The organism is Micromonospora sp. NPDC005163, from assembly GCF_053599835.1.
In genome coordinates this window covers 26,384-46,387 of sequence record NZ_JBSFYP010000018.1, presented here as the reverse complement: position 1 = coordinate 46,387, position 20,004 = coordinate 26,384, and the positions used below count along the sequence as shown (strand labels likewise).

21 protein-coding genes, 1 pseudogene and 1 riboswitch are annotated in these 20,004 nt (G+C 72.4%); of the genes and pseudogenes, 1 reads left to right on the top strand and 21 read right to left on the bottom strand.

The window, feature by feature from the left end:
* Window positions 1-52: 52 nt before the first annotated feature.
* The 4 genes from argC to ACWD6N_RS14855 all read right to left on the bottom strand — a co-directional run bounded on the left by argC (window position 53) and on the right by ACWD6N_RS14855 (window position 4,264).
* Window positions 53-1,054 carry an N-acetyl-gamma-glutamyl-phosphate reductase gene (gene argC, locus ACWD6N_RS14870; RefSeq protein WP_354964266.1) on the bottom strand — a complete coding sequence of 334 codons (1,002 nt, stop codon included), beginning with the start codon at window positions 1,052-1,054 and terminating at the stop codon, window positions 53-55.
* A gap of 173 nt (window positions 1,055-1,227) precedes the next feature.
* On the bottom strand, window positions 1,228-2,253 hold the full coding sequence (locus tag ACWD6N_RS14865; RefSeq protein ID WP_354964265.1) for an NAD-dependent epimerase/dehydratase family protein: 1,026 nt from the start codon (window positions 2,251-2,253) through the stop codon (window positions 1,228-1,230).
* An 8-nt stretch (window positions 2,254-2,261) separates the two neighbouring features.
* Window positions 2,262-3,056: a glycosyltransferase family 2 protein gene (locus tag ACWD6N_RS14860; protein ID WP_354964264.1), complete on the bottom strand. Its 795-nt coding sequence runs from the start codon at window positions 3,054-3,056 to the stop codon at window positions 2,262-2,264.
* The gene (locus tag ACWD6N_RS14855) at window positions 3,053-4,264 is read right to left on the bottom strand and encodes a nucleotide sugar dehydrogenase (RefSeq protein WP_354964263.1); all 1,212 of its coding nucleotides are present in this window, start codon (window positions 4,262-4,264) and stop codon (window positions 3,053-3,055) included. The genes ACWD6N_RS14860 and ACWD6N_RS14855 overlap by 4 nt, the downstream gene beginning before the upstream one ends.
* A gap of 328 nt (window positions 4,265-4,592) precedes the next feature.
* Between ACWD6N_RS14855 and ACWD6N_RS14850 the strand changes: the two genes are divergently transcribed.
* On the top strand, window positions 4,593-4,973 hold the full coding sequence (locus tag ACWD6N_RS14850; protein ID WP_354964262.1) for an AfsR/SARP family transcriptional regulator: 381 nt from the start codon (window positions 4,593-4,595) through the stop codon (window positions 4,971-4,973).
* Window positions 4,974-5,218: 245 nt separating this feature from the next.
* Here the strand turns inward: ACWD6N_RS14850 and ACWD6N_RS14845 are convergent.
* The 17 genes and pseudogenes from ACWD6N_RS14845 to rpe all read right to left on the bottom strand — a co-directional run.
* Window positions 5,219-5,482 (bottom strand): annotated as a pseudogene (locus tag ACWD6N_RS14845) (S26 family signal peptidase); the annotation flags it as partial.
* Between the two features lie 30 nt (window positions 5,483-5,512).
* Window positions 5,513-8,059 carry a phenylalanine--tRNA ligase subunit beta gene (gene pheT, locus ACWD6N_RS14840; protein ID WP_354964261.1) on the bottom strand — a complete coding sequence of 849 codons (2,547 nt, stop codon included), beginning with the start codon at window positions 8,057-8,059 and terminating at the stop codon, window positions 5,513-5,515.
* A 40-nt stretch (window positions 8,060-8,099) separates the two neighbouring features.
* Entirely contained in the window at window positions 8,100-9,167 is a 1,068-nt protein-coding gene (gene pheS / locus ACWD6N_RS14835; protein ID WP_354964260.1) for a phenylalanine--tRNA ligase subunit alpha, read from the bottom strand.
* A gap of 215 nt (window positions 9,168-9,382) precedes the next feature.
* Window positions 9,383-10,180 carry a TrmH family RNA methyltransferase gene (locus tag ACWD6N_RS14830; protein ID WP_387325645.1) on the bottom strand — a complete coding sequence of 266 codons (798 nt, stop codon included), beginning with the start codon at window positions 10,178-10,180 and terminating at the stop codon, window positions 9,383-9,385.
* An 83-nt stretch (window positions 10,181-10,263) separates the two neighbouring features.
* Window positions 10,264-10,656 carry a 50S ribosomal protein L20 gene (rplT, locus tag ACWD6N_RS14825; RefSeq protein ID WP_030335718.1) on the bottom strand — a complete coding sequence of 131 codons (393 nt, stop codon included), beginning with the start codon at window positions 10,654-10,656 and terminating at the stop codon, window positions 10,264-10,266.
* 32 nt (window positions 10,657-10,688) lie between these two features.
* Window positions 10,689-10,883 carry a 50S ribosomal protein L35 gene (gene rpmI, locus ACWD6N_RS14820; protein WP_354964258.1) on the bottom strand — a complete coding sequence of 65 codons (195 nt, stop codon included), beginning with the start codon at window positions 10,881-10,883 and terminating at the stop codon, window positions 10,689-10,691.
* Window positions 10,884-10,903: 20 nt separating this feature from the next.
* Entirely contained in the window at window positions 10,904-11,554 is a 651-nt protein-coding gene (gene infC, locus ACWD6N_RS14815; protein ID WP_354964257.1) for a translation initiation factor IF-3, read from the bottom strand.
* Window positions 11,555-11,937: 383 nt separating this feature from the next.
* Window positions 11,938-12,411 carry a PH domain-containing protein gene (locus tag ACWD6N_RS14810; RefSeq protein ID WP_354964256.1) on the bottom strand — a complete coding sequence of 158 codons (474 nt, stop codon included), beginning with the start codon at window positions 12,409-12,411 and terminating at the stop codon, window positions 11,938-11,940.
* Between the two features lie 62 nt (window positions 12,412-12,473).
* The gene (gene hisG, locus ACWD6N_RS14805) at window positions 12,474-13,319 is read right to left on the bottom strand and encodes an ATP phosphoribosyltransferase (protein ID WP_354964255.1); all 846 of its coding nucleotides are present in this window, start codon (window positions 13,317-13,319) and stop codon (window positions 12,474-12,476) included.
* A 46-nt stretch (window positions 13,320-13,365) separates the two neighbouring features.
* Window positions 13,366-13,629 (bottom strand): phosphoribosyl-ATP diphosphatase, encoded by a 264-nt coding sequence (locus ACWD6N_RS14800; protein ID WP_089016570.1) that lies wholly within the window; start codon window positions 13,627-13,629, stop codon window positions 13,366-13,368.
* Window positions 13,630-13,655: 26 nt separating this feature from the next.
* A complete protein-coding gene (gene ribH, locus ACWD6N_RS14795; RefSeq protein WP_354964339.1) occupies window positions 13,656-14,153 on the bottom strand; it encodes a 6,7-dimethyl-8-ribityllumazine synthase in 498 nt (165 codons plus the stop codon).
* A gap of 2 nt (window positions 14,154-14,155) precedes the next feature.
* On the bottom strand, window positions 14,156-15,421 hold the full coding sequence (locus ACWD6N_RS14790) for a bifunctional 3,4-dihydroxy-2-butanone-4-phosphate synthase/GTP cyclohydrolase II (RefSeq protein WP_354964254.1): 1,266 nt from the start codon (window positions 15,419-15,421) through the stop codon (window positions 14,156-14,158).
* A complete protein-coding gene (gene pnuC / locus ACWD6N_RS14785; RefSeq protein WP_354964253.1) occupies window positions 15,418-16,107 on the bottom strand; it encodes a nicotinamide riboside transporter PnuC in 690 nt (229 codons plus the stop codon). Before pnuC ends, ACWD6N_RS14790 begins: the two co-directional genes overlap by 4 nt.
* Complete coding sequence (locus ACWD6N_RS14780) at window positions 16,107-16,751, bottom strand: riboflavin synthase (RefSeq protein WP_354964252.1); 645 nt, start codon at window positions 16,749-16,751, stop codon at window positions 16,107-16,109. Before ACWD6N_RS14780 ends, pnuC begins: the two co-directional genes overlap by 1 nt.
* 1 nt (window position 16,752) lies before the next feature.
* Window positions 16,753-17,814 carry a bifunctional diaminohydroxyphosphoribosylaminopyrimidine deaminase/5-amino-6-(5-phosphoribosylamino)uracil reductase RibD gene (gene ribD, locus ACWD6N_RS14775; protein WP_354964251.1) on the bottom strand — a complete coding sequence of 354 codons (1,062 nt, stop codon included), beginning with the start codon at window positions 17,812-17,814 and terminating at the stop codon, window positions 16,753-16,755.
* Between the two features lie 163 nt (window positions 17,815-17,977).
* A riboswitch (FMN riboswitch) is annotated at window positions 17,978-18,148 on the bottom strand.
* A 78-nt stretch (window positions 18,149-18,226) separates the two neighbouring features.
* Window positions 18,227-19,183, bottom strand: coding sequence for a response regulator (locus ACWD6N_RS14770; protein WP_354964250.1), 957 nt, complete (start codon window positions 19,181-19,183; stop codon window positions 18,227-18,229).
* Window position 19,184: 1 nt separating this feature from the next.
* Complete coding sequence (gene rpe, locus ACWD6N_RS14765) at window positions 19,185-19,865, bottom strand: ribulose-phosphate 3-epimerase (protein ID WP_354964249.1); 681 nt, start codon at window positions 19,863-19,865, stop codon at window positions 19,185-19,187.
* Window positions 19,866-20,004 lie beyond the last annotated feature (139 nt).

The following is a 20,004-nucleotide window of genomic DNA, read 5'->3' as shown; positions in this document are numbered from 1 at the left end:
GCTGGCCTTTCGTTCGCGACTGCGGGGCTTCGCTGCGCTGCACTCCTCGCGCTCACGGGGTGACCCCCCAGACCGACAGGCCGGTGGTCTCCGGCAGGCCGAACATCAGGTTGGCGTTCTGGACGGCCTGACCGGCGGCGCCCTTGCCGAGGTTGTCCAGCGCGCTGAGCACGATCAGGCGGCCGGAGTCCACGTCGACGGTTGCCTGCAGGTGGCAGGAGTTCGAGCCCAGCGTGGCCGCGGTGTGCGGCCACCTGCCCTCTGGCAGCACGTGCACGAACGGCGCGTCCGCGTACGCCTGCGCCAGCACGTGCTGCGGGTCGACGCCGTGCGTCGGCGCCGCGGTGACCGTGGCCAGGATGCCGCGTGGCATCGGCGCCAGGACCGGGGTGAGCGACAGACCGGTCGCCCCGGACGCCTGCTTGATCTCCGGCACGTGCTGGTGGGTGCCGACCCGGTACGGCGACAGGTCCCCCATCACCTCGCTGGCCAGCAGGTGCGGCTTGGCCGCCCGTCCGGCGCCCGAGGTGCCGGACGCGGCGACCACCACGACGTCGGCGGGGTTGGCCGCACCGGCCGCGATCAGCGGCGCGAGCGCCAGGGTGATCGCGGCGGCGTAACAGCCGGTGTTCGCCACGCGGGTGGAGGCGGCGATCAGCTCCCGCTGGCCGGGCAGCTCGGGCAGGCCGTAGGTCCACTGGCCGGCGTACGGGCCGCCGTAGTACTGGGCCCAGTGGTACGCGTCGGCGAGCCGGTGGTCCGCCCCCAGGTCGACGATCCGCACGTGCGGCGGGATCTGGGCGGCCAGCACCGCCGACTCGCCGTGCGGCAGCGCCAGGAAGACCAGGTCCGCGTCGATGAGCGTCGTCGGGTCGGTCTCGCCGAGCACCAGGTCGAGCCCGGTGAGCTGCGGGTGCACCACGTCGACGCGGTGCCCGGCCTGGCGGTGCGCGGTGGCGGCGACCAGGTCGAACTCCGGGTGCCCGGTGACCAGGCGCAGCAGCTCGCCCCCGGCGTAGCCGCTCGCTCCGGCGACCGCGACTCGGATTCCCATACTCACCTCCGCATGACTATGCAACGAAGGTTAGCAGCCATGATCGCGGCACTGCAAGTTCATGCAGTCCATTGCATGGGAATGGGATGCATGTCGCCGGACACACGTCCGGCCCGGGTCGCGGGGGCGAGACCGGGCCGGACGGGCGGAAATGGAACGGAACGGGACGACGGTCAGAGGCGACCCTCCGCGACCGCACGGGTCACCCAGGGAACGACCTCGTCGAGCATCACGTCCAGCGACGTGGTCGCGGTGAACCCGAGCACCTCACGGGACTTGGTGACGTCCGGCACCCGCTTCTGCACGTCGTAGCGGAACGGCTCGTCGCTGACGTACCGGAACGGCACATCCGGCCCCTTGATCTTGTGCCAGATCAGCTCGGCCAGCTCCAGCACGCTGGTCGACTCCGCGGTGGAGAGGTTGAAGTCCTCGTTCCGGGCGGCCGGATGCTCGATCGCGGTGGCGATCCCCCGAGCCAGGTCGCCGCCGTACGTGTAGTGCCGCACCTGGTTGCCCTCGCCCAGGATGTGCAGCGGGTCCTGCCCCTTGACGATCTTCTGCACCAGGTCCGGAACGACGTGCGACATGGCCAGCTTGACGTTGCCCGAAAGCACCTCGGCCTGGCCGAGCGCCCGCCCCTCGCCAACGCCCACACAGTTGAACGGCCGGACAATCGTGTACGGCACCTGGTACTGCTCCCAGGCGGCGCGGGCGTAGTACTCCACGGCCAGCTTCTGGAACCCGTACGACGACAGCGGCGGTGGGACGCGCCGCTCGTCGCCCTCCCGGCTCGGCCACTGCTCGGTCGACTCGTAGACCATCGACGAGGAGAGGTAGGTGACCTTCGCCAACTGCCCCTCCCGGTGCGCCCGGATCGCCGCGTCGCAGGTCGCCGCCATGATCCGCTCATTGGTGGCCAGCAGGTCGTAGGCGTACGCGTGGAAGTAGGAGATGCCGCCGATCATCGCCGCCCCGGCCACCAGGTGGTCGCAACCGTCCAGCAGATCGGTGAGCAGGTCGACGTCGCGGGCGTCACCCTCGACGAAGCGGTAGCCGGGATGATCGTCGTAGCTGTGCGTCACGGGGCCGTACTTGGAGAAGTTGTCCACCCCCACCACCTCGTGGCCCCGGTCCAACAGCTCCTCCACGAGGTAGCCACCGATGAATCCGGCCGAACCAGTTACCAGGACCTTCGCCACGTGCGCTCCTAAGCGGTTTTCTCGTACTCGGTGCTGTTGTCCTGCGGGTCGCGCGGGGCCGGTACGTCCGCCGTGACGGTGCCCGCGACGGGCTTCGCCCGGCCCAGCCGCCGACCGTAGGCGAAGAAGTACCACCGCAGATACCCGGGGAGGAACCGGCCCAGGTCGAAGTGGGACTCGCCCAGCGGCCGGTCCAGCCAGATGGTCGGGATCTCGGCCACCGGCAGCCGCAGCCGGGTGGCCTTGGCGGTCAACTCCAGGCCGATTTCGAACCCGGTCCGGGACTCGATGCCCACCTCGCGGACGAAGGCCGTGTCGTACGCCTTGAAGCTGTTGGTGGCGTCGCGGGTGCCGACCCGGGCGAAGGTGTAGAGGCTGCGCCCGGCCCACCGGGACATCATCCGCTTCAGCCGCGGCCCGCCCACCTGCTGCCCGCCCGGCATGTACCGGGAGGCGGCGGCCACCACCACGCCCCGGTCCACCAGCCGGGCCAGCTCGTCGATCTGGCGCGGGTCGTCGCAGCCGTCGGCCATGGTGACCACCACGACGGGAGCCTGGGCCGCGTCGACGCCGAACCGGATCGCGTTCGCCGGCCCCCGACCGTAGGTGTTGAGCACGGCCCGGACCCGGGGATCCTGCCGGGCGATCTGCTCGGCGTACGGAACTGTCGTGTCCTCCGGCATGTCGTGCACGATGAGCACCTCGGCCGGGAGCAGCATCTCCCGCAGCATCCGCTCAAGGCAGCGGACGATCGCCTCGCCCTCGTTGTAGACCGGGACGATGACCGACACCCGCGGCGTCATACCCGCACTCCCTGCCCGGTCAGCCCCCACATGTCGATCAGTGGGGTGTCGGTCTCCAGCCGCGCGTACTGCTCGTGCGGGGCGGCGATGACCAGCAGGTCGGCCCGGCGCAGCACCTCGTCCAGGTCGACGAAGCGCTCGTCGACCACGTACGGGTCGGTGCAGAGCGTCTCCCGGGTCTTCAACGCCAGAATCTTGCGCAGCTTGTACGCCAGGCTCTCCCGCGGGTCGTCGCTACCACCCTTGAACGCCATGCCGAGGATCCCGACGGTCATCTCAGACAGGTCGAACCGGTCCTCCAACCGGGACACCAGGTAAAGCGGCAGCCCCTCGTTGATCAGCATGGCCGAGTGGCCGAGGACGAAGTTGTTGCGGTTGAACGCGGCCAGCTGCATGGTGTCCTTGAACAGGCACGGCCCGGCGGCGAAGCCCGGCATCGGCAGGTCCGCCGCGCGCGGGTAGTCGTACGCCACGGCGTGCCGGATCCGGGCGAAGTCGAGCCCGAAGTCGTTGGCCATCATCCAGAACTGGTTGGCGGTGGCGAACTTGATGTAGCGCCAGGTGTTGGTGAACAGCTTCGCCAGCTCCGCCTCCTCCGGCTCCAGCGGCACGATCTCCTCGGTCAGGTGCCGGAAGAGCTTCTCGGCCCGGGCCAGCGCCGCCGGCGTCCGGGCCGCCACGATCTGCGGCAGCGCGAACAGCTCGGTCATCGCCCGGCCCTCGGCGATCCGCTCCGGACAGAACGCCACGTCGGCCCGGATGCCCTTGCCGACCAGCAGCTTCTCGGTCAGCGCCGTCACTCCCGGGTAGACGGTGCTGCGGAGCACCACGAGTTGCCCGTCGCGCAGGTGCTCGGCGCACCGCTCCAAGGCCCGGGGCACCGCGCCGAGGTCCGGGTTGAGGTGCTCGTCCACCGGCGTGCCGACGACCACCACCAGGTGCTCGGAGCCGCCCACGCTGGCCGGATCGGTCGTCGCCCGCAGTCGCCCGGCGGCGACCGCCTCCGCCAGCGGCTCCGCCGCACCGGGCTCGGCGAACGGGAGCTGCGCCGAGTTCACCGTGGCCACCGCTTCGGCGTTGATGTCGTACAGAACCACGGAGAGGCCGCGGGCGGCGAAGGCGATGCCCAGCGGCAGACCCACCCGACCGCAGCCACCGACGATGCAGACGTCGGCCGTCGTGACCTGCGCGGCCTGATCCTCGAACATGGATCAACTCCCATGGGGGTGGTGGGGGTGTGTTCCGGTGGTCGCCGGAATCCAAGCAGGCTAACCGCTCGGAGGTGACTCGCGGGTAGCCAAACATGCCGAGGCCGGTGCCCTTTCGGCCGATAGCCCCCGCGGTGAACGCAGCCGGTGACGTAGCGCGACGGGCTGAGCGCCCTCGGGAGCCGCGGCACGGCCCGCGGTCCGCCGGCGCATCGACGGATCCGTCGTCCCGACCGCACCTGAACCTTCGTTAAATCGACTAACATGACTGCCTGACGGTGGTGGGGCCGGCCCGTCCGGCCCACGGGGGCACCCGACGGAGGACGCAGTGGGCCTGTCGTTCGAGATCCTCGGTCCGGTTCGGATACGCCGCGACGGTCAGCCCGTACGGACGCCGGCCGGCCGACCCACCGCCCTGCTGGTCACCCTGCTGCTGCACGCCGGCACGGCGGTCCCCGTCGAACGGCTGCGGGAGGAGCTGTGGGGTGAGCGGGCACCCGCTTCGGCGGTGGCGAATCTGCGCAGCCACGCCAGCCAGCTGCGCCACCTGCTGAACTCCCCCGACGAACCGGTCCGGCTGCCCGCCGACCATGGCGGGTTACTTCAAGCGGTGCAGCCAGAATTTGGGCTGCAAGACGTTCTGCGGCAGCTGCGGGTACTACTGCAGCGCTGGCGCGAGCACGATGACCGCTCTCTGCTGAGGCGGTGACGGCGTGGCGTCCGGCCCTCGGCTGGGCGGCACGCCGTCATGCGTAGCGAGCCGCCGCGTACGCCGGCGGTCAGTCCGCGCGCAGGCGCGGCCGGACCACCACCCCGAGCACGTCCGGCTCGGGGATGTAGCCGCACTCGCGGGAGTCGTAGCTCTGCGGCGTTGTCACCGAGCACGACCAGCCGCCCCGTCGGCACCACCCGCTCACCGCCCTGGCGCAGCAGCGGCACCCGGTCCACCGGCACCGGATCGCCCGGCACCGCGTGCGCCCGCTTGATCAGCAGGCCGGGCCCGCCCGGCGCGTCCGGACGGGTGGGGTGACCGGCGGTCATCCTGGCCGGGGCCACCACCACGACCACGTCGCCGGGGCGGACCCGGGCCAGCGGCAGCCGCCGGGCCAGCACCCGGTCACCGGAGCGCAGCGTCGGCTCCATGCTGCGCCCCACCACCGCGACCAGCAGCAGGTGCCGGCGGGCCCAGAGCAGGCCGGCGGTGGCCACCGCGAGCACGGCGGCCACCGCGAGCCATCCCAGCACCGGTCAGGCGCCGCGCAGGGTGGCGCCGAAGCGCTCGGCGGCCACGGCCACCGCCGCGTCCCGGGCGGCCACCGCCTCCTCGACGGTGAGCGTCCGGTCCGGTGCGCGGAAGGTGAGCTTGTACGCCAGCGACCGGCGACCCGCGCCGAGCTGCTCACTGGAGTACACGTCGAACAGCCGCACGTCCTCCAGCAGCTCCCCGGCGCCCGCCTCCAGCGCCCGGCGCACCTGCTCCGCCGGCACCGACCCGTCCACCACCAGCGCCACGTCGATCAGCGCCGGCGGGAAGCCGGACACCGCCGGGGCGGGCGTCACCGGGGCGGACGGCAGCGCGTCCAGGGACAGCTCCATCGCGCAGGTCCGGCGGGGCAGTTCCAGCGCCGCCACCACCGCGGGGTGCAGCTCGCCGGCGTGCCCGACGACCGTGCCGTCGACCCGCAGCTCGGCGCAGCGGCCGGGGTGCCACGGGGCGTACTCGGCGGCACTCACCTCGACCCGCTCGTCGGGGATGCCGACGGCGGCCAGCACGTCGCGGGCCGCCTCGATGGCGTCCGCCCAGCCGGCCGCCCGGCCCGGACCCCACCAGCCGGCCGGGTCGAGGTCACCGGTCACCACCACCGCGACGTGCACGGGCTGCGCCGGCACCACCGCGTCGGCGGCCGCGAACTCCTCGTCGGTGGGGCGCCGGTCCACGCCCATCGCCGGCGGGCTGCCAGCCCCGACGCGCGGGTGGAACACCGCCCCGATCTCGTAGAGCGCCACGTCACGGTGCCCCCGGCCGAGGTTGCGCTTGAGAATGCCGAGCAGCGGGCCGAGCAGCGTGGTGCGCAGCAGCGGCTCCTCCTCGGACAGGGGGTTGGCCAGCCGCACCGCCGGCCGGCGCGGGTCGTCGGCCGGCAGGCCGAGCAGGTCGGCCAGCTCCGGCGACACGAACGGGTGCGCGAGCACCTCCACGTACCCCCGCTCGGCCAACGACCCGGCGACCGCCCGGCGCCGGCGCTGCCGCGGGGTCAACCCACGGCCCGGCGGCGCGGTCGGCAGCACCGACGGCACCCGGTCGTACCCGTCGAGGCGGACCACCTCCTCGACCAGGTCAGCCGGGTCGGTCAGGTCGGGCCGCCAGCTGGGTGGCGTGACGCTGAGCGCCACCCCGGCGCCGCTGGCGACGCCGACCGCGCCCGGGTCCTCGGCCAACCGGTCGGCGCCCTGCGCCACCGTGCAGCCGACCCGCTCCAGCAGGGCGACCACCCGCGCCGGCGGGTACTCGACGCCGACCCGCCGGGTCGGCAGGTCCGCCGGCAGGGTGATCGGGGTACGCGGACGGACGTGGTCGATGTCCAGGATCTCCGCACCCGGGGTGCCGCCACCGTGCTCGGTGAGCAGCCGAACGGCCCGCTCCAGCGCGACCAGCGGCAGGGCCGGGTCGACGCCCCGCTCCCAGCGCTTCGCGGCCTCGCTGAACAGCTTGTGCCGGCGGGCGGTGCGCCCGACCATCGCCGGGTCCCAGTGTGCCGCCTCGAAGAGCACGCTGGTGGTGCCGGCGATGACCTCACTGGTCTCACCGCCCATCACCGCGGCCAGCGAGATCGGGCCAGTGTCGTCGCAGATCACCATGTCGTCGCCGGCGAGCACCCGCTGCACCCCGTCCAGGGTGGTCAGCTTCTCCCCCGGCTCGGCGCGGCGGACCACCAGCGGCCCGGCGATCCGGTCGGCGTCGAAGGCGTGCATCGGCTGGCCCAGCTCCAGCATCACGTAGTTCGTGATGTCGACCGGCAGCGAGATGCTGCGGATGCCCGCGGTGACGAGCCGCTGCTGCATCCACGACGGCGTGGGCGCCGTCGGGTCGACGCCGCGGACCAGGCGGGCGGCGAAACGGTCGCAGCCGACCGGGTCGCGCACCTCCACCGGGTACGCCGGCGCCTCGGTGCCGGCCGGCGCGGGCACCAGGGCCGGATCGTGCAGCGGCACGTCGAAGGCGTGCGACAGCTCCCGGGCCAGGCCGCGCAGGCTCAACCCGTACCCCCGGTCGGGGGTGATCTCCAGCTCGAGCACCACGTCGTCGAGGCCGACCACCGGCCGCGCGTCGTCGCCCGGCTTGGCCGCCACGTCCGGCGGCAGCACGATGATGCCGGAGTGGTCCTCGCCCAGGCCCAACTCCTTCGCCGAGCAGATCATGCCGTTGGAGTTGTGCCCGTAGGTCTTGCGGGCGCCGATGGCGAAGCCGCCGGGCAGTACGCCGCCGGGCAGGATCACCACCACCCGGTCGCCGGGCGCGAAGTTGCGCGCCCCACAGACGATCTCCTGCGGTTCGCCGGTGCCGTTGGCGTCACCCACGTCGACCCGGCAGAACCGGATCGGCTTCTTGAAGCCGGTGAGCTCCTCGATCTCCCGTACCTCGCCGACGACCAACTGGCCGGTGACGCTCGCCCGCAGGTCCACCACGGACTCGACCTCGATGCCGAGGTCGATCAGGGCCTGCTCCAGGTCACCGGTGGGCAGGTCGGCGGGGAGGTCGACGTACTCCCGCAGCCAACTGACAGAAACTCGCATGACTTCAGACCACCGTTCCCGTGTCTCGTACCCGCATCGCCTACGCCCCGGTCCCGAGCGCCCGGCTGAACCGCACGTCGCCCTCGAAGAGATGGCGGATGTCGCTGACCCCGTGCCGGACCATCAGGGTCCGGTCGATGCCCATCCCGAAGGCGAATCCGGAGTAGACCTCCGGGTCCACGCCGCAGGCGCGCAGCACCCGCGGGTTGACCATCCCGCAGCCGCCCCACTCGACCCACTGGGGGCCGTCGCGGTGCTCCGGGAACCAGACGTCGAACTCCGCCGACGGCTCGGTGAACGGGAAGTAGTGCGGCCGCCACCGGGTCTTCGCCTCCGGGCCGAACATCGCGCGGGCGAAGTGGTCGAGCGTGCCCCGCAGGTGCGCCATCGTGATGCCCTTGTCGACCACCAGACCCTCGGCCTGGTGGAACACCGGGCTGTGGGTGGCGTCGATCTCGTCGGTGCGGTAGACGCGGCCGGGCACGATCACGTAGATCGGCGGCTTGCGGCTGAGCATCGTGCGGGTCTGCACCGTCGAGGTGTGCGTGCGTAGCACCAGGCCGGAGCCCTCCGGTGCGATGTGGAAGGTGTCCATCAGCCCGCGCGCCGGGTGGTCGGCGGGAATGTTCAACGCGTCGAAGTTGACCCACTCCAGGTCGACCTCGGGGCCCTCGGCCACCTCGTAGCCCATCCCGACGAACAGGTCGCTGATCGACTCCATCAGGGTGCTCAGCGGGTGCCGGGCGCCGCGCGGACGTCGGTCGTAGGGCAGGGTGACGTCCACCCGCTCCTCCACCAGCACCCGCTCGGCCTGCTCGCGCTCCACGACCTCGGCGCGGTCGGCGTAGGCGGTCTCGATCGCCCGGCGGGCCTCGTTGACCCGTTTGCCGGCATCGGACTTCGCGGCCGGTGGCAACGCGCCGATCTCCCGGCGGGCCAGCGAGACCGGGGACCGGTCACCGAGGTGCGCGGGGCGCAGCGCGGTCAGCGCGTCCGGGTCGGTGGCCGCCGTGAACGCCTTCGTGGCGTCGGCGACGGCCGCGGCCAGGGCGGCGGGGTCGAGCAGGGCGACCTGCTTCGGGTCGTACGGATCGTTGCGGTAGCTCATGGCGTACGGGCACTCCCTCACGGCGGCGCCAGCCCTCACCGGGGCGGCTAAGCGAGTCTACGGACGCGCGGCTGTGCCGCAGCCCGCCGGTAGGAGTCGTGCAGGGAGCAGGTCAGGCCCGCCGCCCGCCGACACCGGCGGGCTGGCTAAACGAACGCCGTGGCGCGTTCATCGACGGACGCTCTCCCCTGCGGTAGGTGCGCCGGTGTGGACACTCAGCGCTGTGCTCTCGCTGAAGCGTACAGGCAGACCGCGGCGGCCGCAGCCAGGTTCAGGCTCTCCGCGCGCCCGTGCAGCGGCACCCGGACCCGGGCGTCGGCCGCGGCGGCCAGCTCCTCCGGCAGCCCGTGCGCCTCGGAGCCGAACAGCCAGGCGGTGGGCTCGGCGAGCCGTCCGGAATCGGCCAGGTCGTCCAGGTCGCTGTCGCCGTAGCCGGTGGTGGCGAGCACGGTCAGACCGGCGGTACGGAGCGCTTCGACCACCTCGACCGGGTCGGCGGCCCGGACCACGTCGACGTGGAAGAGGCTGCCGGCGGAGGCCCGGACGCACTTGCCGTTGTACGGGTCGACGGCGTCGCCGGAGAAGACCACCGTGCCCGCTCCGGCGGCGTCGGCGGTGCGCAGCACGGTGCCGGCGTTGCCCGGGTCACGGATCTCGGCGAGCACCGCCACCAGACGGGGCGTACCGGCGAGGGCCTGCTCCAGCGGCACGTCCAGGTGCCGGCAGACGGCGACCAGCCCCTGCGGGGCCACGGTCTCGGCCAGCGCGGCGAGCGCCTCGTCGGTCACCTCGGAGACCGGCACGTCGGCGCGGGCCGCGGCGGCGGCCAGCTCCGCGTACCGGTCGAGGGCGGTGGGCGTACCGAACAGCTCGGTGACCACCTCGGGCCGCGCGAGGGCCTCGCGGACCGCCTGCGGGCCCTCGGCCAGGAAACGGCCGGTGGCCTCCCGGTCCCGACGGCGCTGCAACCGGCGGGCGGCGACCACCCTGGGTGTACGCGGAGTGAAGGCCATGGTGTGCGGTCCTCCGGCACGATCGAGGCGCCCCCCGGACGGCGGTGCCGACACGGGAGACGCCTCGCTCTTGTGCGCGGGGATCAGGCGGCCTGGGCCGCCGCGCCGCCGGTGCCCTCGGCCGCGACCGCGGCCCGGGCCAGCTCGACGATCGCCGCGAAGGCGGCGGCGTCGTTGACGGCCAGGTCGGCCAGGATCTTGCGGTCGACCTCGATGCCGGCCAGACGCAGGCCCTGGATCAGACGGTTGTAGGTCATCCCGTTGGCCCGGGCGCCCGCGTTGATCCGCTGGATCCACAGCTGCCGGAAGTCGCCCTTGCGGTCACGACGGTCCCGGTAGGCGTACTGCATCGAGTGCAGCACCTGCTCCTTGGCCTTGCGGTACAGCCGGGAGCGCTGACCGCGGTAACCGCTCGCGGTCTCCAGCAGGGTACGACGCTTCTTCTGGGCGTTCACAGCCCGCTTGACGCGTGCCATCTCAACTCCTTCTTACGTAAAGGTGGCGCGCGTCAGCGGCCGAGCAGCTTCTTGATGCGCTTGACGTCGGCCTTGGCCAGCACGACCGTGCCGGTCAGCCGGCGGGTCTGGGTGGAGGGCTTCTTCTCCAGGTTGTGGCGGAGGCCGGCCTGCTGAGCAACGATCTTGCCCTTGCCGGTGACCTTGACCCGCTTACCCATACCCGAGTGGCTCTTCATCTTCGGCATGTGGAACGTCTTCTCCCCTGTTACTCGCCGCTGGTATCGGCGGCGAGGCCGGTGTCACCGGCTGCTGCGGTCTCGCCGACCGCCGCGGTCTCATCGGCTACCGGAGCGGCGGACTCGTCCCCTGCCCGGTCCCGAGGTGCACCGCGGGACGCCGTAGCGGCGACCGCGGAGGCCTTGACGGCACGATGCGGAGCGAGAACCATGATCATGTTTCGGCCGTCCTGCTTCGGAGCGGCCTCGACGTATCCCAGTTCCGTGATCTCGGATTCGAGCCGACGCAGGAGCCGGTAACCCAGCTCCGGGCGGCTCTGCTCGCGACCGCGGAACATGATCGTCACCTTGACCTTGTCGCCCGCCTTGAGGAACCGCACCACGTGACCCTTCTTGGTCTCGTAGTCGTGCGGGTCGATCTTCGGGCGGAGCTTCATTTCCTTGATGACGGTCTGCTGCTGGTTACGCCGCGCTTCGCGCGCCTTAAGTGCGCTCTCGTACTTGAACTTGCCGAAGTCCATGAGCTTGCACACCGGCGGGCGCGCCATCGGCGCAACCTCGACCAGGTCCAGATCGACGTCCGCGGCCAGCTGAAGGGCGCGCTCCAGTGGGACGATGCCCACCTGCTCACCCTCGGGGCCGACCAGTCGGACCTCACGTGCCCGGATCTGCTCGTTCACGCGTGGTTCGACGCTGATGGGGCCTCCTCGAGTCGTTTCTGCTCTGTCACCGACCCCCGCGGCTCCCGGGTGGGAACCGACCCGGAAAGCAGAAGGCCCCGGCGTATGCCAGGGCCCGCTCGACCGGTCGGCACGATCACAGGATCGCGCATCCGGAACCGGGACGTGCCCGAAACCGGGGACCGGACCCGGCCACCGTAGCGGCGACTCGGGTGGGAGCAGGCGCTCCGCTTTCATGGCTGTCTGCTCGCACGCGGAGACAGCCTGGTCGACTCGACAACTCTACACCCGGGCTCCGGCCGACCCGAAACCGGACCCGGATCCCCGACCGGGAATCCGCACACTTTCGGTGCTGTCGCCCGGATCGTGCCGGCCTGGTGGGGTCAGCGGCCGGAGGCGCGCTCGGCGAGGCGGCTCTGGTGCGCCTCGTGCAGCCGGCGCAGCGCGCGGACCCCGTCGACGGCCAGTTCCTTGTCGGCGGCCTGCAGGGCGACCATCGGCAGCAGGTCGTCGTCGTGCAGCTCCAGGCTCGCCCAGGGCGCGCCGCGATCGAAGCGGACGCCGCGGACGACCTCCCAGGGCAGCGTGTACGAGCTGATGACATTGCGCACCCGGACGCCGCGCGCGTCGGCCTCCACCCGTGGGCGGGTGAACAGCAGGAAGCCCAGCGCACCGAAGATGCCCAGACCGATCATGGCGACCTGGTCGCCGCGCTGGAAACTGCCGTAGCCGTTGCCGGTCGGGCCGCTCAGCGAGGTGGCCACCAGAGCGAACACCACCACCAACGCGACCGCCGAGGACCAGCAGACCACCCGGATACGGCGGGGCTTCAGGCGGACCAGCTCCGTTTCACTCACCCCGCCAGTCTGCCACTCGCACCCGCCCGGCCGACGCACCACCCGCCGAGCCACCGCAGCCGTCAGAGGCGGCAGGCGTGGATGTTGGTGACCAGGATGGCCCGGGCGCCCAGTTCGTACAGCTCGTCCATGATCCGGTGCACGTCGTCGCGGAGCACCATCGCCTGCACCGCCACCCATCCCTCGCGGTGCAGCGGCGACACCGTGGGCGACTCGATGCCGGGGGTCAGCCCGCTGGCCCGGTCCAGCAGGCCGGCGGGCACGTCGTAGGCGAGCATCACGTAACGGCGGGCCACCAGCACGCCGTGCAGACGGCGCAGCAACTGCTCGGCCTGCGGGTGCCCCGGCGCTCCGGCCCTGCGCACCAGCACCGCCGAGGAGCGCAGCAGCGGCTCGCCGAAGACCACCAGGCCCGCCTGGCGCAGGGTGGCGCCGGTCTCCACCACGTCGGCGACCACGTCGGCGACGCCGAGTCGGACGGCGTTTTCCACCGCGCCGTCGAGGCGGATCACGTCGGCCTTGACGCCCAGCTCGCCGAGGTGCCGCTCGACCAGCCCCGGGTACGCGGTGGCGATCCGGTGCCCGCCCAGGTCCCGTACCGAGGCGATGTCGTCGGGGCGGGCGGCGAAGCGGAAGGTGGCCTGACCGAAGACGAGGTCGACGACCTCCTCGGCCGGCGCGGCCGAGTCGATCAGCAGGTCCCGGCCGGTGATCCCGAGGTCGAGGTCACCGGAGCCGACGTAGGTGGCGATGTCCTTGGGACGCAGGTAGAAGAATTCGACGTCGTTGGGCTCGTCCCGGCAGACGAGATCCTTGGGGTCGGTGCGCTGGCGGTAGCCCGCCTCGCGCAGCATCTGGGCGGCCGGCTCGGCCAGGGTGCCCTTGTTGGGAATGGCGACACGCAGCATGACGGAGTGCTCCTTCGATCCGGATGGCGATCAACGGGTGGGGCACTCACAGATGTCGGTAGACGTCCTTGAGTTCGAGACCGCTGGCCAGCATCAGCACCTGGACCTGGTAGAGCAGTTGGGAGATCTCCTCGGCGGTGCGCTGCGGCCCCTCGTGCTCGGCGGCCATCCACGACTCGGCCGCCTCCTCGACGACCTTCTTGCCGATGAAGTGCACCCCCTTGTCCAGGGCGGCGACGGTGCCCGAGCCCGGGGTGCCGGCGGCGGCCTTGGCCTGCAGCTCGGCGAACAACTCCTCGAACGTCTTCACGGAACGCGATTCTTCCAGCCGGCCGGTCAGCCGCTGAAGCCGACCCGCTGGCCGTTGTGGGCGAGTGTCCGGACGGCCAGCGCGGCGTCGAGCGCGGCGACGGTGGCGGACCAGCCCTTGTCCTCCGCCGACCCGGGCAGCCCGGCCCGGTCCCGGGCCTGCTCGATGTTTTCCACGGTGAGCACGCCGTGCGCCACCGGCTTGCCCTCGTCCAGCGCCACCCGGGTCAGCCCGTCGGTCACCGAACGGCAGACGTAGTCGAAGTGCGCGGTGGCGCCACGGACCACCACGCCGAGCGCGACCACCACGTCGCAGCGGCGCGCGAGGGCCTGGGCGACCACCGGCAGCTCGACCGAGCCGGCGACCCGGGCCACCACCGAACGGGCGCCGCACGCCTCGGCGGCGGCCACCGCCCGCTCCAGCATGTGGTCGGTCAGCTCCCCGTGCCACCGGGCCGCCACCACCCCGACGGTCAGCCCCGCCGCGTCCACCGCGTCGACCCCCGGCTCACCGAAACCCGCCATCGTCATGCTCCGATCTCGTCGTTGGCGACCGGACGCCCCAGCGGCGCCTCGCTCACCTCGTCCAACTCGTCCAGCAGGTGACCCATCCGGTCCCGCTTGGTGCGCAGGTAGCGCATGTTCTCCGGGTGCGCGCCGGCCGGCAGCCCCTCCCGGCCGGTGATCGTCAGCCCGTAGCCCTCCAGCCCGGCCCGCTTGGCCGGGTTGTTGGTCAGCAGCCGCATCGAGCGCACACCCAGGTCGTAGAGGATCTGCGCGCCGGTCCCGTAGTCCCGGGCGTCGGCCGGCAGACCCAGGTCGAGGTTGGCGTCCACGGTGTCCCGTCCGAGGTCCTGCAACTGGTACGCCTGGAGCTTGTGCAGCAACCCGATGCCGCGCCCCTCGTGTCCGCGCACGTAGAGCACGACGCCCCGGCCCTCCCGCGCGACGCGGGCCAGCGAGGCGTCCAGCTGTGGCCCGCAGTCGCAGCGCAGCGAGCCGAACACGTCTCCGGTGAGGCACTCGGAGTGGACCCGGACCAGCACGTCCTGGCCGTCACCGAGGTCACCGAGGACCATCGCGATGTGCTCGGCAGGGTCGTGCTCGGCGCGGTAGCCGAGCGCCCGGAACACCCCGTGGCGGGTCGGCATCCGGGCCTCGGCGACCATCTCGACCTGCTTCTCGTTCCGCCGCCGGTACGCGATCAGGTCGGCGATGGTGATCAGCGTGAGGCCGTGCTCGGCGCAGAACTTCTCCAGGTCCGGCATCCGCATCATGGTGCCGTCGTCGTTCACCAGCTCGCAGAGCACGCCCGCGGGGCGCAGCCCGGCGAGCCGGGTCAGGTCCACCGCCGCCTCGGTGTGCCCCGGCCGGCGCAGCACCCCGCCCTCGCGAGCCCGCAGCGGCACCACGTGCCCGGGCCGGGCCAGGTCCGTCGGGTCGGTGGCCGCGTCGGCGAGCAGCCGGATGGTGTGCGCACGGTCAGCCGCCGAGATGCCGGTGCTGATTCCCTCCCGGGCGTCCACGGTCACCGTGTACGCGGTGCCGCGCCGGTCCTGGTTGGTGTGGTGCATCGGCGGCAGGTCCAGCCGGTCGGCCTCGCTCTCGGTCAGCGGGACGCAGATGTAGCCCGAGGTGTACCGCACCATGAACGCCAGCAGCTCCGGCGTGGCCAGCTCGGCCGCGAAGATCAGATCGCCCTCGTTCTCCCGGTCGGCGTCGTCCACCACGACGACCGGCCGGCCGGCCGCGATCTCGGCGACCGCCTGCTCAATGCTCGCGAAGCTGCTCATGCGACGGCCTCCGTGTAGGTGGGCGGGAGTGAGACGGCGGGCCGGGTGGCGCGCGAGGTGCGCCACCAGGCGGCGAAGCCCCAGGCGCAGAACGCGCCGTAGACCAGGTACATGGCCGCCGACGGGTAGAACCCGCCGCGCAGCAGCAGCGGCACGCCGACCGCGTCCACCGCGATCCAGACCAGCCAGAACTCCACCCAGCCGCGGGCCATGCCGTAGGTGGCCAGCAGGCTGCCGGTGAGGATCCAGGCGTCCGGCAGCGGGCCCCAGGAGCCCAGTGCGGCGAGCACCGGGTACGCCGCGGCGGTGCCGACCGCGGCGACCAGCAGCATCGCCAGCCGCTCCCGCCCGGTGGCCCACCGTGGGACGACCGCTGCCTGCCCGGCGTCGGCCCGGCGGTTGCGCCGCCAGCGCCACCAGCCGTAGACGCTGACCGCGAAGAAGAACACCTGCCGGCCGGCCTGCCCGTAGAGGTCGTGCTCCTGCGGGGTGGCGAAGACCCCGCCGAGGAAGACGGTCAACAGCAGCGCGTTGCCGATCATGCCGACCGGCCAGGCCCAGACCAGCCGACGCAGGCCGAGGAGCGCGGAGACCAGCCCGAACACGTTGCCGACGATCTCCCGGAGCAGCACCGGCGAGCCGGCCACCTGCACCTGGGCGTCCAGCAGCCAGCCGAGCGGGCCCATCAGGCCAGCCCGCCCGTGCTCGCGGCCACCCCGTGACCGTCGGCGTCGGTGAGCCGGGCGCCGAGCAGCCGCTCGACGTACTTGGCCAGCACGTCGACCTCCAGGTTGACCGGATCGCCGACGCCCTTCGCGCCGAGCGTGGTCAGCTTCAGCGTGGTCGGGATCAGACCGACGGAGAACTCGTCGGCGCCCACCTCGGCAACGGTCAGCGAGACGCCGTCGATGGTGATCGAGCCCTTCTCCACCACGTACCGGGCCAGGGCGGCGGGCAGCCGGAACCGGACCGTCTCCCACTGCTCGGCCGGCTCCCGGGAGATCAGCTCACCGACACCGTCCACGTGCCCCTGCACCAGGTGCCCGCCGAGCCGGCTGCCCAGCGCGGCGGCCCGCTCCAGGTTGACCGGGTCGCCGGGGCGCAGCGCGCCCAGCGCGGAGCGGCGCAGCGTCTCGCCCATCACGTCCGCGGTGAAGACACCGTCCGCCGCCTCCACCACGGTCAGGCAGACGCCGTTGACCGCGATGGAGTCTCCATGGCGGGCGTCGGAGGTGACCAGCGGGCCGCGTACGGCGACCAGCGCCGAATCGCCCGCCGTCGACGACACCCGGACAACCTCGCCCAACTCCTCGACAATGCCGGTGAACATGTCAGCCCTCCCTCTTACGGGGCAGCGCGGTGATCCGGAGATCCGGACCGATCTGCGTAACGTCGACGAACTCCAGATCAATTGCCTCAGCGATGGTGCTCACGCCGGCGTCGACCAGGGCGGTCGGGCCGGCCCCGAGCAGCCGGGGCGCGACGTACCCGACGATCTTGTCGACCAGGCCGGCGGCGAGGAACGCCCCGGCCAGCCGGGGGCCGCCCTCCAGCAGCACCGCGCGGACCCCGCGCTGGTGCAGCGCCGCGAGCAGCGCCGGCAGGTCCACCCCGCCGTGCGAGCCGGCGCCCACCTCGGCGGCGGTCGCGATCCAGGTCCGCGCGGCGCCGTCGCGGACCCGGGCGTCGGCCGGGGTACGCCCCGAGCTGTCCACGACCACCCGCAGCGGCTGCCGGATGGCCAGGCTGCCGTCGCGCAGGTTGCGGGCGGTCAGTCGGGGATCGTCGGCGAGCACCGTGCCGATCCCGGCGATGACCGCGTCGACCGTGCCGCGCAGCGCGTGCACGTCGATCCGGGCCGCCTCCGAGGTGATCCACATGCTGGTGCCGTCCGCCGCCGCGGACCGGCCGTCCACCGTGGCGGCGTACTTCCAGATCACGTACGGCCAGCCCCGGCGCATCGAGGTCAACCAGGCGACGTTGCCGGCCTCGGCCTCGTCGCCGCGTATTCCCAGGTCGACCCGAACCCCGGCGGCACGCAGCGTGGCGGCGCCTCCGGTGGCCACCGGATTCGGGTCGGGTACGGCGATCACCACCCGGCCCACTCCGGCCTGGACCAGCGCGGTGCTGCAGGGACCGGTGCGGCCCGTGTGGTCGCAGGGTTCCAGAGTGACCACCGCCGTGCCGCCGCGGGCGCGCTCCCCGGCCTGGGCGAGCGCGACGATCTCGGCGTGCGGCCCGCCGGCGTAGGCGTGAAAACCCTCACCGACGACCGCGCCGTCCGCGTCGAGCAGCACGCAGCCGACCACTGGGTTGGGGCTGGTGGTTCCCAGCCCGCGCGCCGCCAGCTCGATCGCGCGTCGCATCGCCTCATCGACTGAGACGCTGGCCATCGCCGTGTCCCTGCCCTCTCACTCGCCGGTCCGCGCGCGGGCGGTCAGGGAGGCGGCATGGGGCCGCAGGGCATGCGGCGGCGGATTCCGGGTGCGGCACAGCCGCCCCGGGGGGTCGGCACGGCACGCTGAAGCCAGCGGCCGGCTCGGACCCGTCCGTCCCGCGCGCTGTCTCCCATCCGGACTGTCTGGGCGCGGACGAACCGCCCCCAACCGTCGGCCCCGGATTCTCACCAGGTCCACCGGGCGGCACAGCCGTCCGGGTCGCGGGCTTACCACGGTCGGACCGTGGATCACCGCCGGTTCGGAATTTCACCGAGTCCCGCCAGCGCGTGGTGGGTACTCCGGCAGTCTTACACGCAAACGGGGGTCCGTCGCTACCGAGGCGAGCTACTTCACAGCCGGATCACGCTCACGTGACGCCGCGCCGCCGGTCCACCGCCACGTACGACCCGGGCTGGCTCTTGGCCACCGTCTTCATCTCGGAGGCCACCGCGATCACCTCGAGCGGGTCGGTGAACCGCTTGCCGGCGTCGGAGAGGGAGACGCCGATGGAGAGGGTGACCAGGGCCGCACGGCGGATCGTGCCGCGCCGGTCCTTCAGCTCGACGAAGCCGCGCTCCCGGTCGGTCGGATCGTAGAGCGTGTCGGCCGCCTTCTCGAAGTCGACCACCGCCCGGGAGGTCAGCGAGCGGACCTGGTCCGGGGCGCAGACGATGACGAAGTCGTCGCCACCGACGTGGCCGAGGAAGGCCGGGGGCAGGCCCACCGCCACCACCGCGCGGTGCAGGCTGCGGGCCAGCGCGGAAATGAAGTCGTCGCCGCGGACAAAGCCGTACCGGTCGTTGACGCTCTTGAACCGGTCGATGTCGACGTAGCCGACCGCGTAGTCCACCCCGTGCCGAACCCGGTCGCTGATCTCCCGACGGATCCGGCTGTTGCCGGGCAGCCCGGTCAGCGGGGAGACCTCCCGGAACTCCTTGTTGCGGCGCAGGGTCGACGAGACCCGGGCCACCAGCTCGGCGGTGTCGAACGGCTTGACCAGGTAGTCGTCGGCGCCGGCGCTGAGCCCGTGCACCTTGTCGACGGTCATCCCCTTGGCCGTCAGCATGATCACCGGCAGGGCGGAGGTCATCGGGTCGGCGCGCAGCCGCCGGGTCAGCTCCAGTCCGTCGATCCGGGGCATCATCAGGTCGACCACGGCAAGGTCGGGCCGCTGCCGCTCGATGACCTCGAGGGCCTCCTGGCCGTCGCTGGCGTGGATCACCTCGAAGCCGTGCAGCCGCAGGTTGAACTCGACGAAACGGGCGATGTCCTCGTCGTCATCCACAACGAGGATGATGTCCTTGCGGTCGCCCTCGGGGTCCACCTCAGGCCCCGGGAGCCGCGCGTTCCGCCAGCGCCCGCAGGTGACGTACCGCCTCCGCCGGGTCGGCGGCGCCGTAGACGGCGGTGCCGGCCACGAACGCGTCGGCGCCCGCGGCGGCGGCCTGCTCGATGGTGTCGGCGGCGATCCCACCGTCCACCTCGATCCGCAGCTCCAGGTGCCCGGCGTCGACGTGCCCCCGGGCGGCGCGGACCTTGTCCAGCAGTTGCGGGATGAACCGCTGCCCACCGAAACCGGCCTTGATCGTCATGATCAGAAGGGTGTCGAAGCTGGGCAGCAGCTCCAGGTACGGCTCGATCGGGGTGTCCCGGTCGATGGCGAGACCGGCCTTCGCCCCGGCGGAGCGCAGGTCCTTGGCGAGCGCCACCGGATCGTCGCACGCCTCCGCGTGGAAGGTCACGTTGTACGCCCCGGCGTCGGCGTAGCCGGGGGCCCACCGACGCGGGTCCTCGATCATCAGGTGCACGTCGAACGGCAGCGCGGTGACGGCGCGCAGGCTCTGCACCACGGGCAGACCGATGGTCAGGTTCGGCACGAAGTGGTTGTCCATCACGTCCACGTGCAACCAGTCCGCGGCGTCCTCGACGGCACGGATCTCTTCGGCGAGGCGGGCGAAATCGGCGGCCAGGATGCTCGGCGCGACGATGGGCGGCGGTACGGTCACGGGGCCAGTGTACGAACGCGGCAACCCGCCGCCCCACCGCGGCACCATCGGGGACGCGCTGTGATCCAGTAGTGACCAGTGGTGCAGAATTGGCCGGTCCGGACCGCCGAATCCGGACGAACAGACATCAACGGCTGGC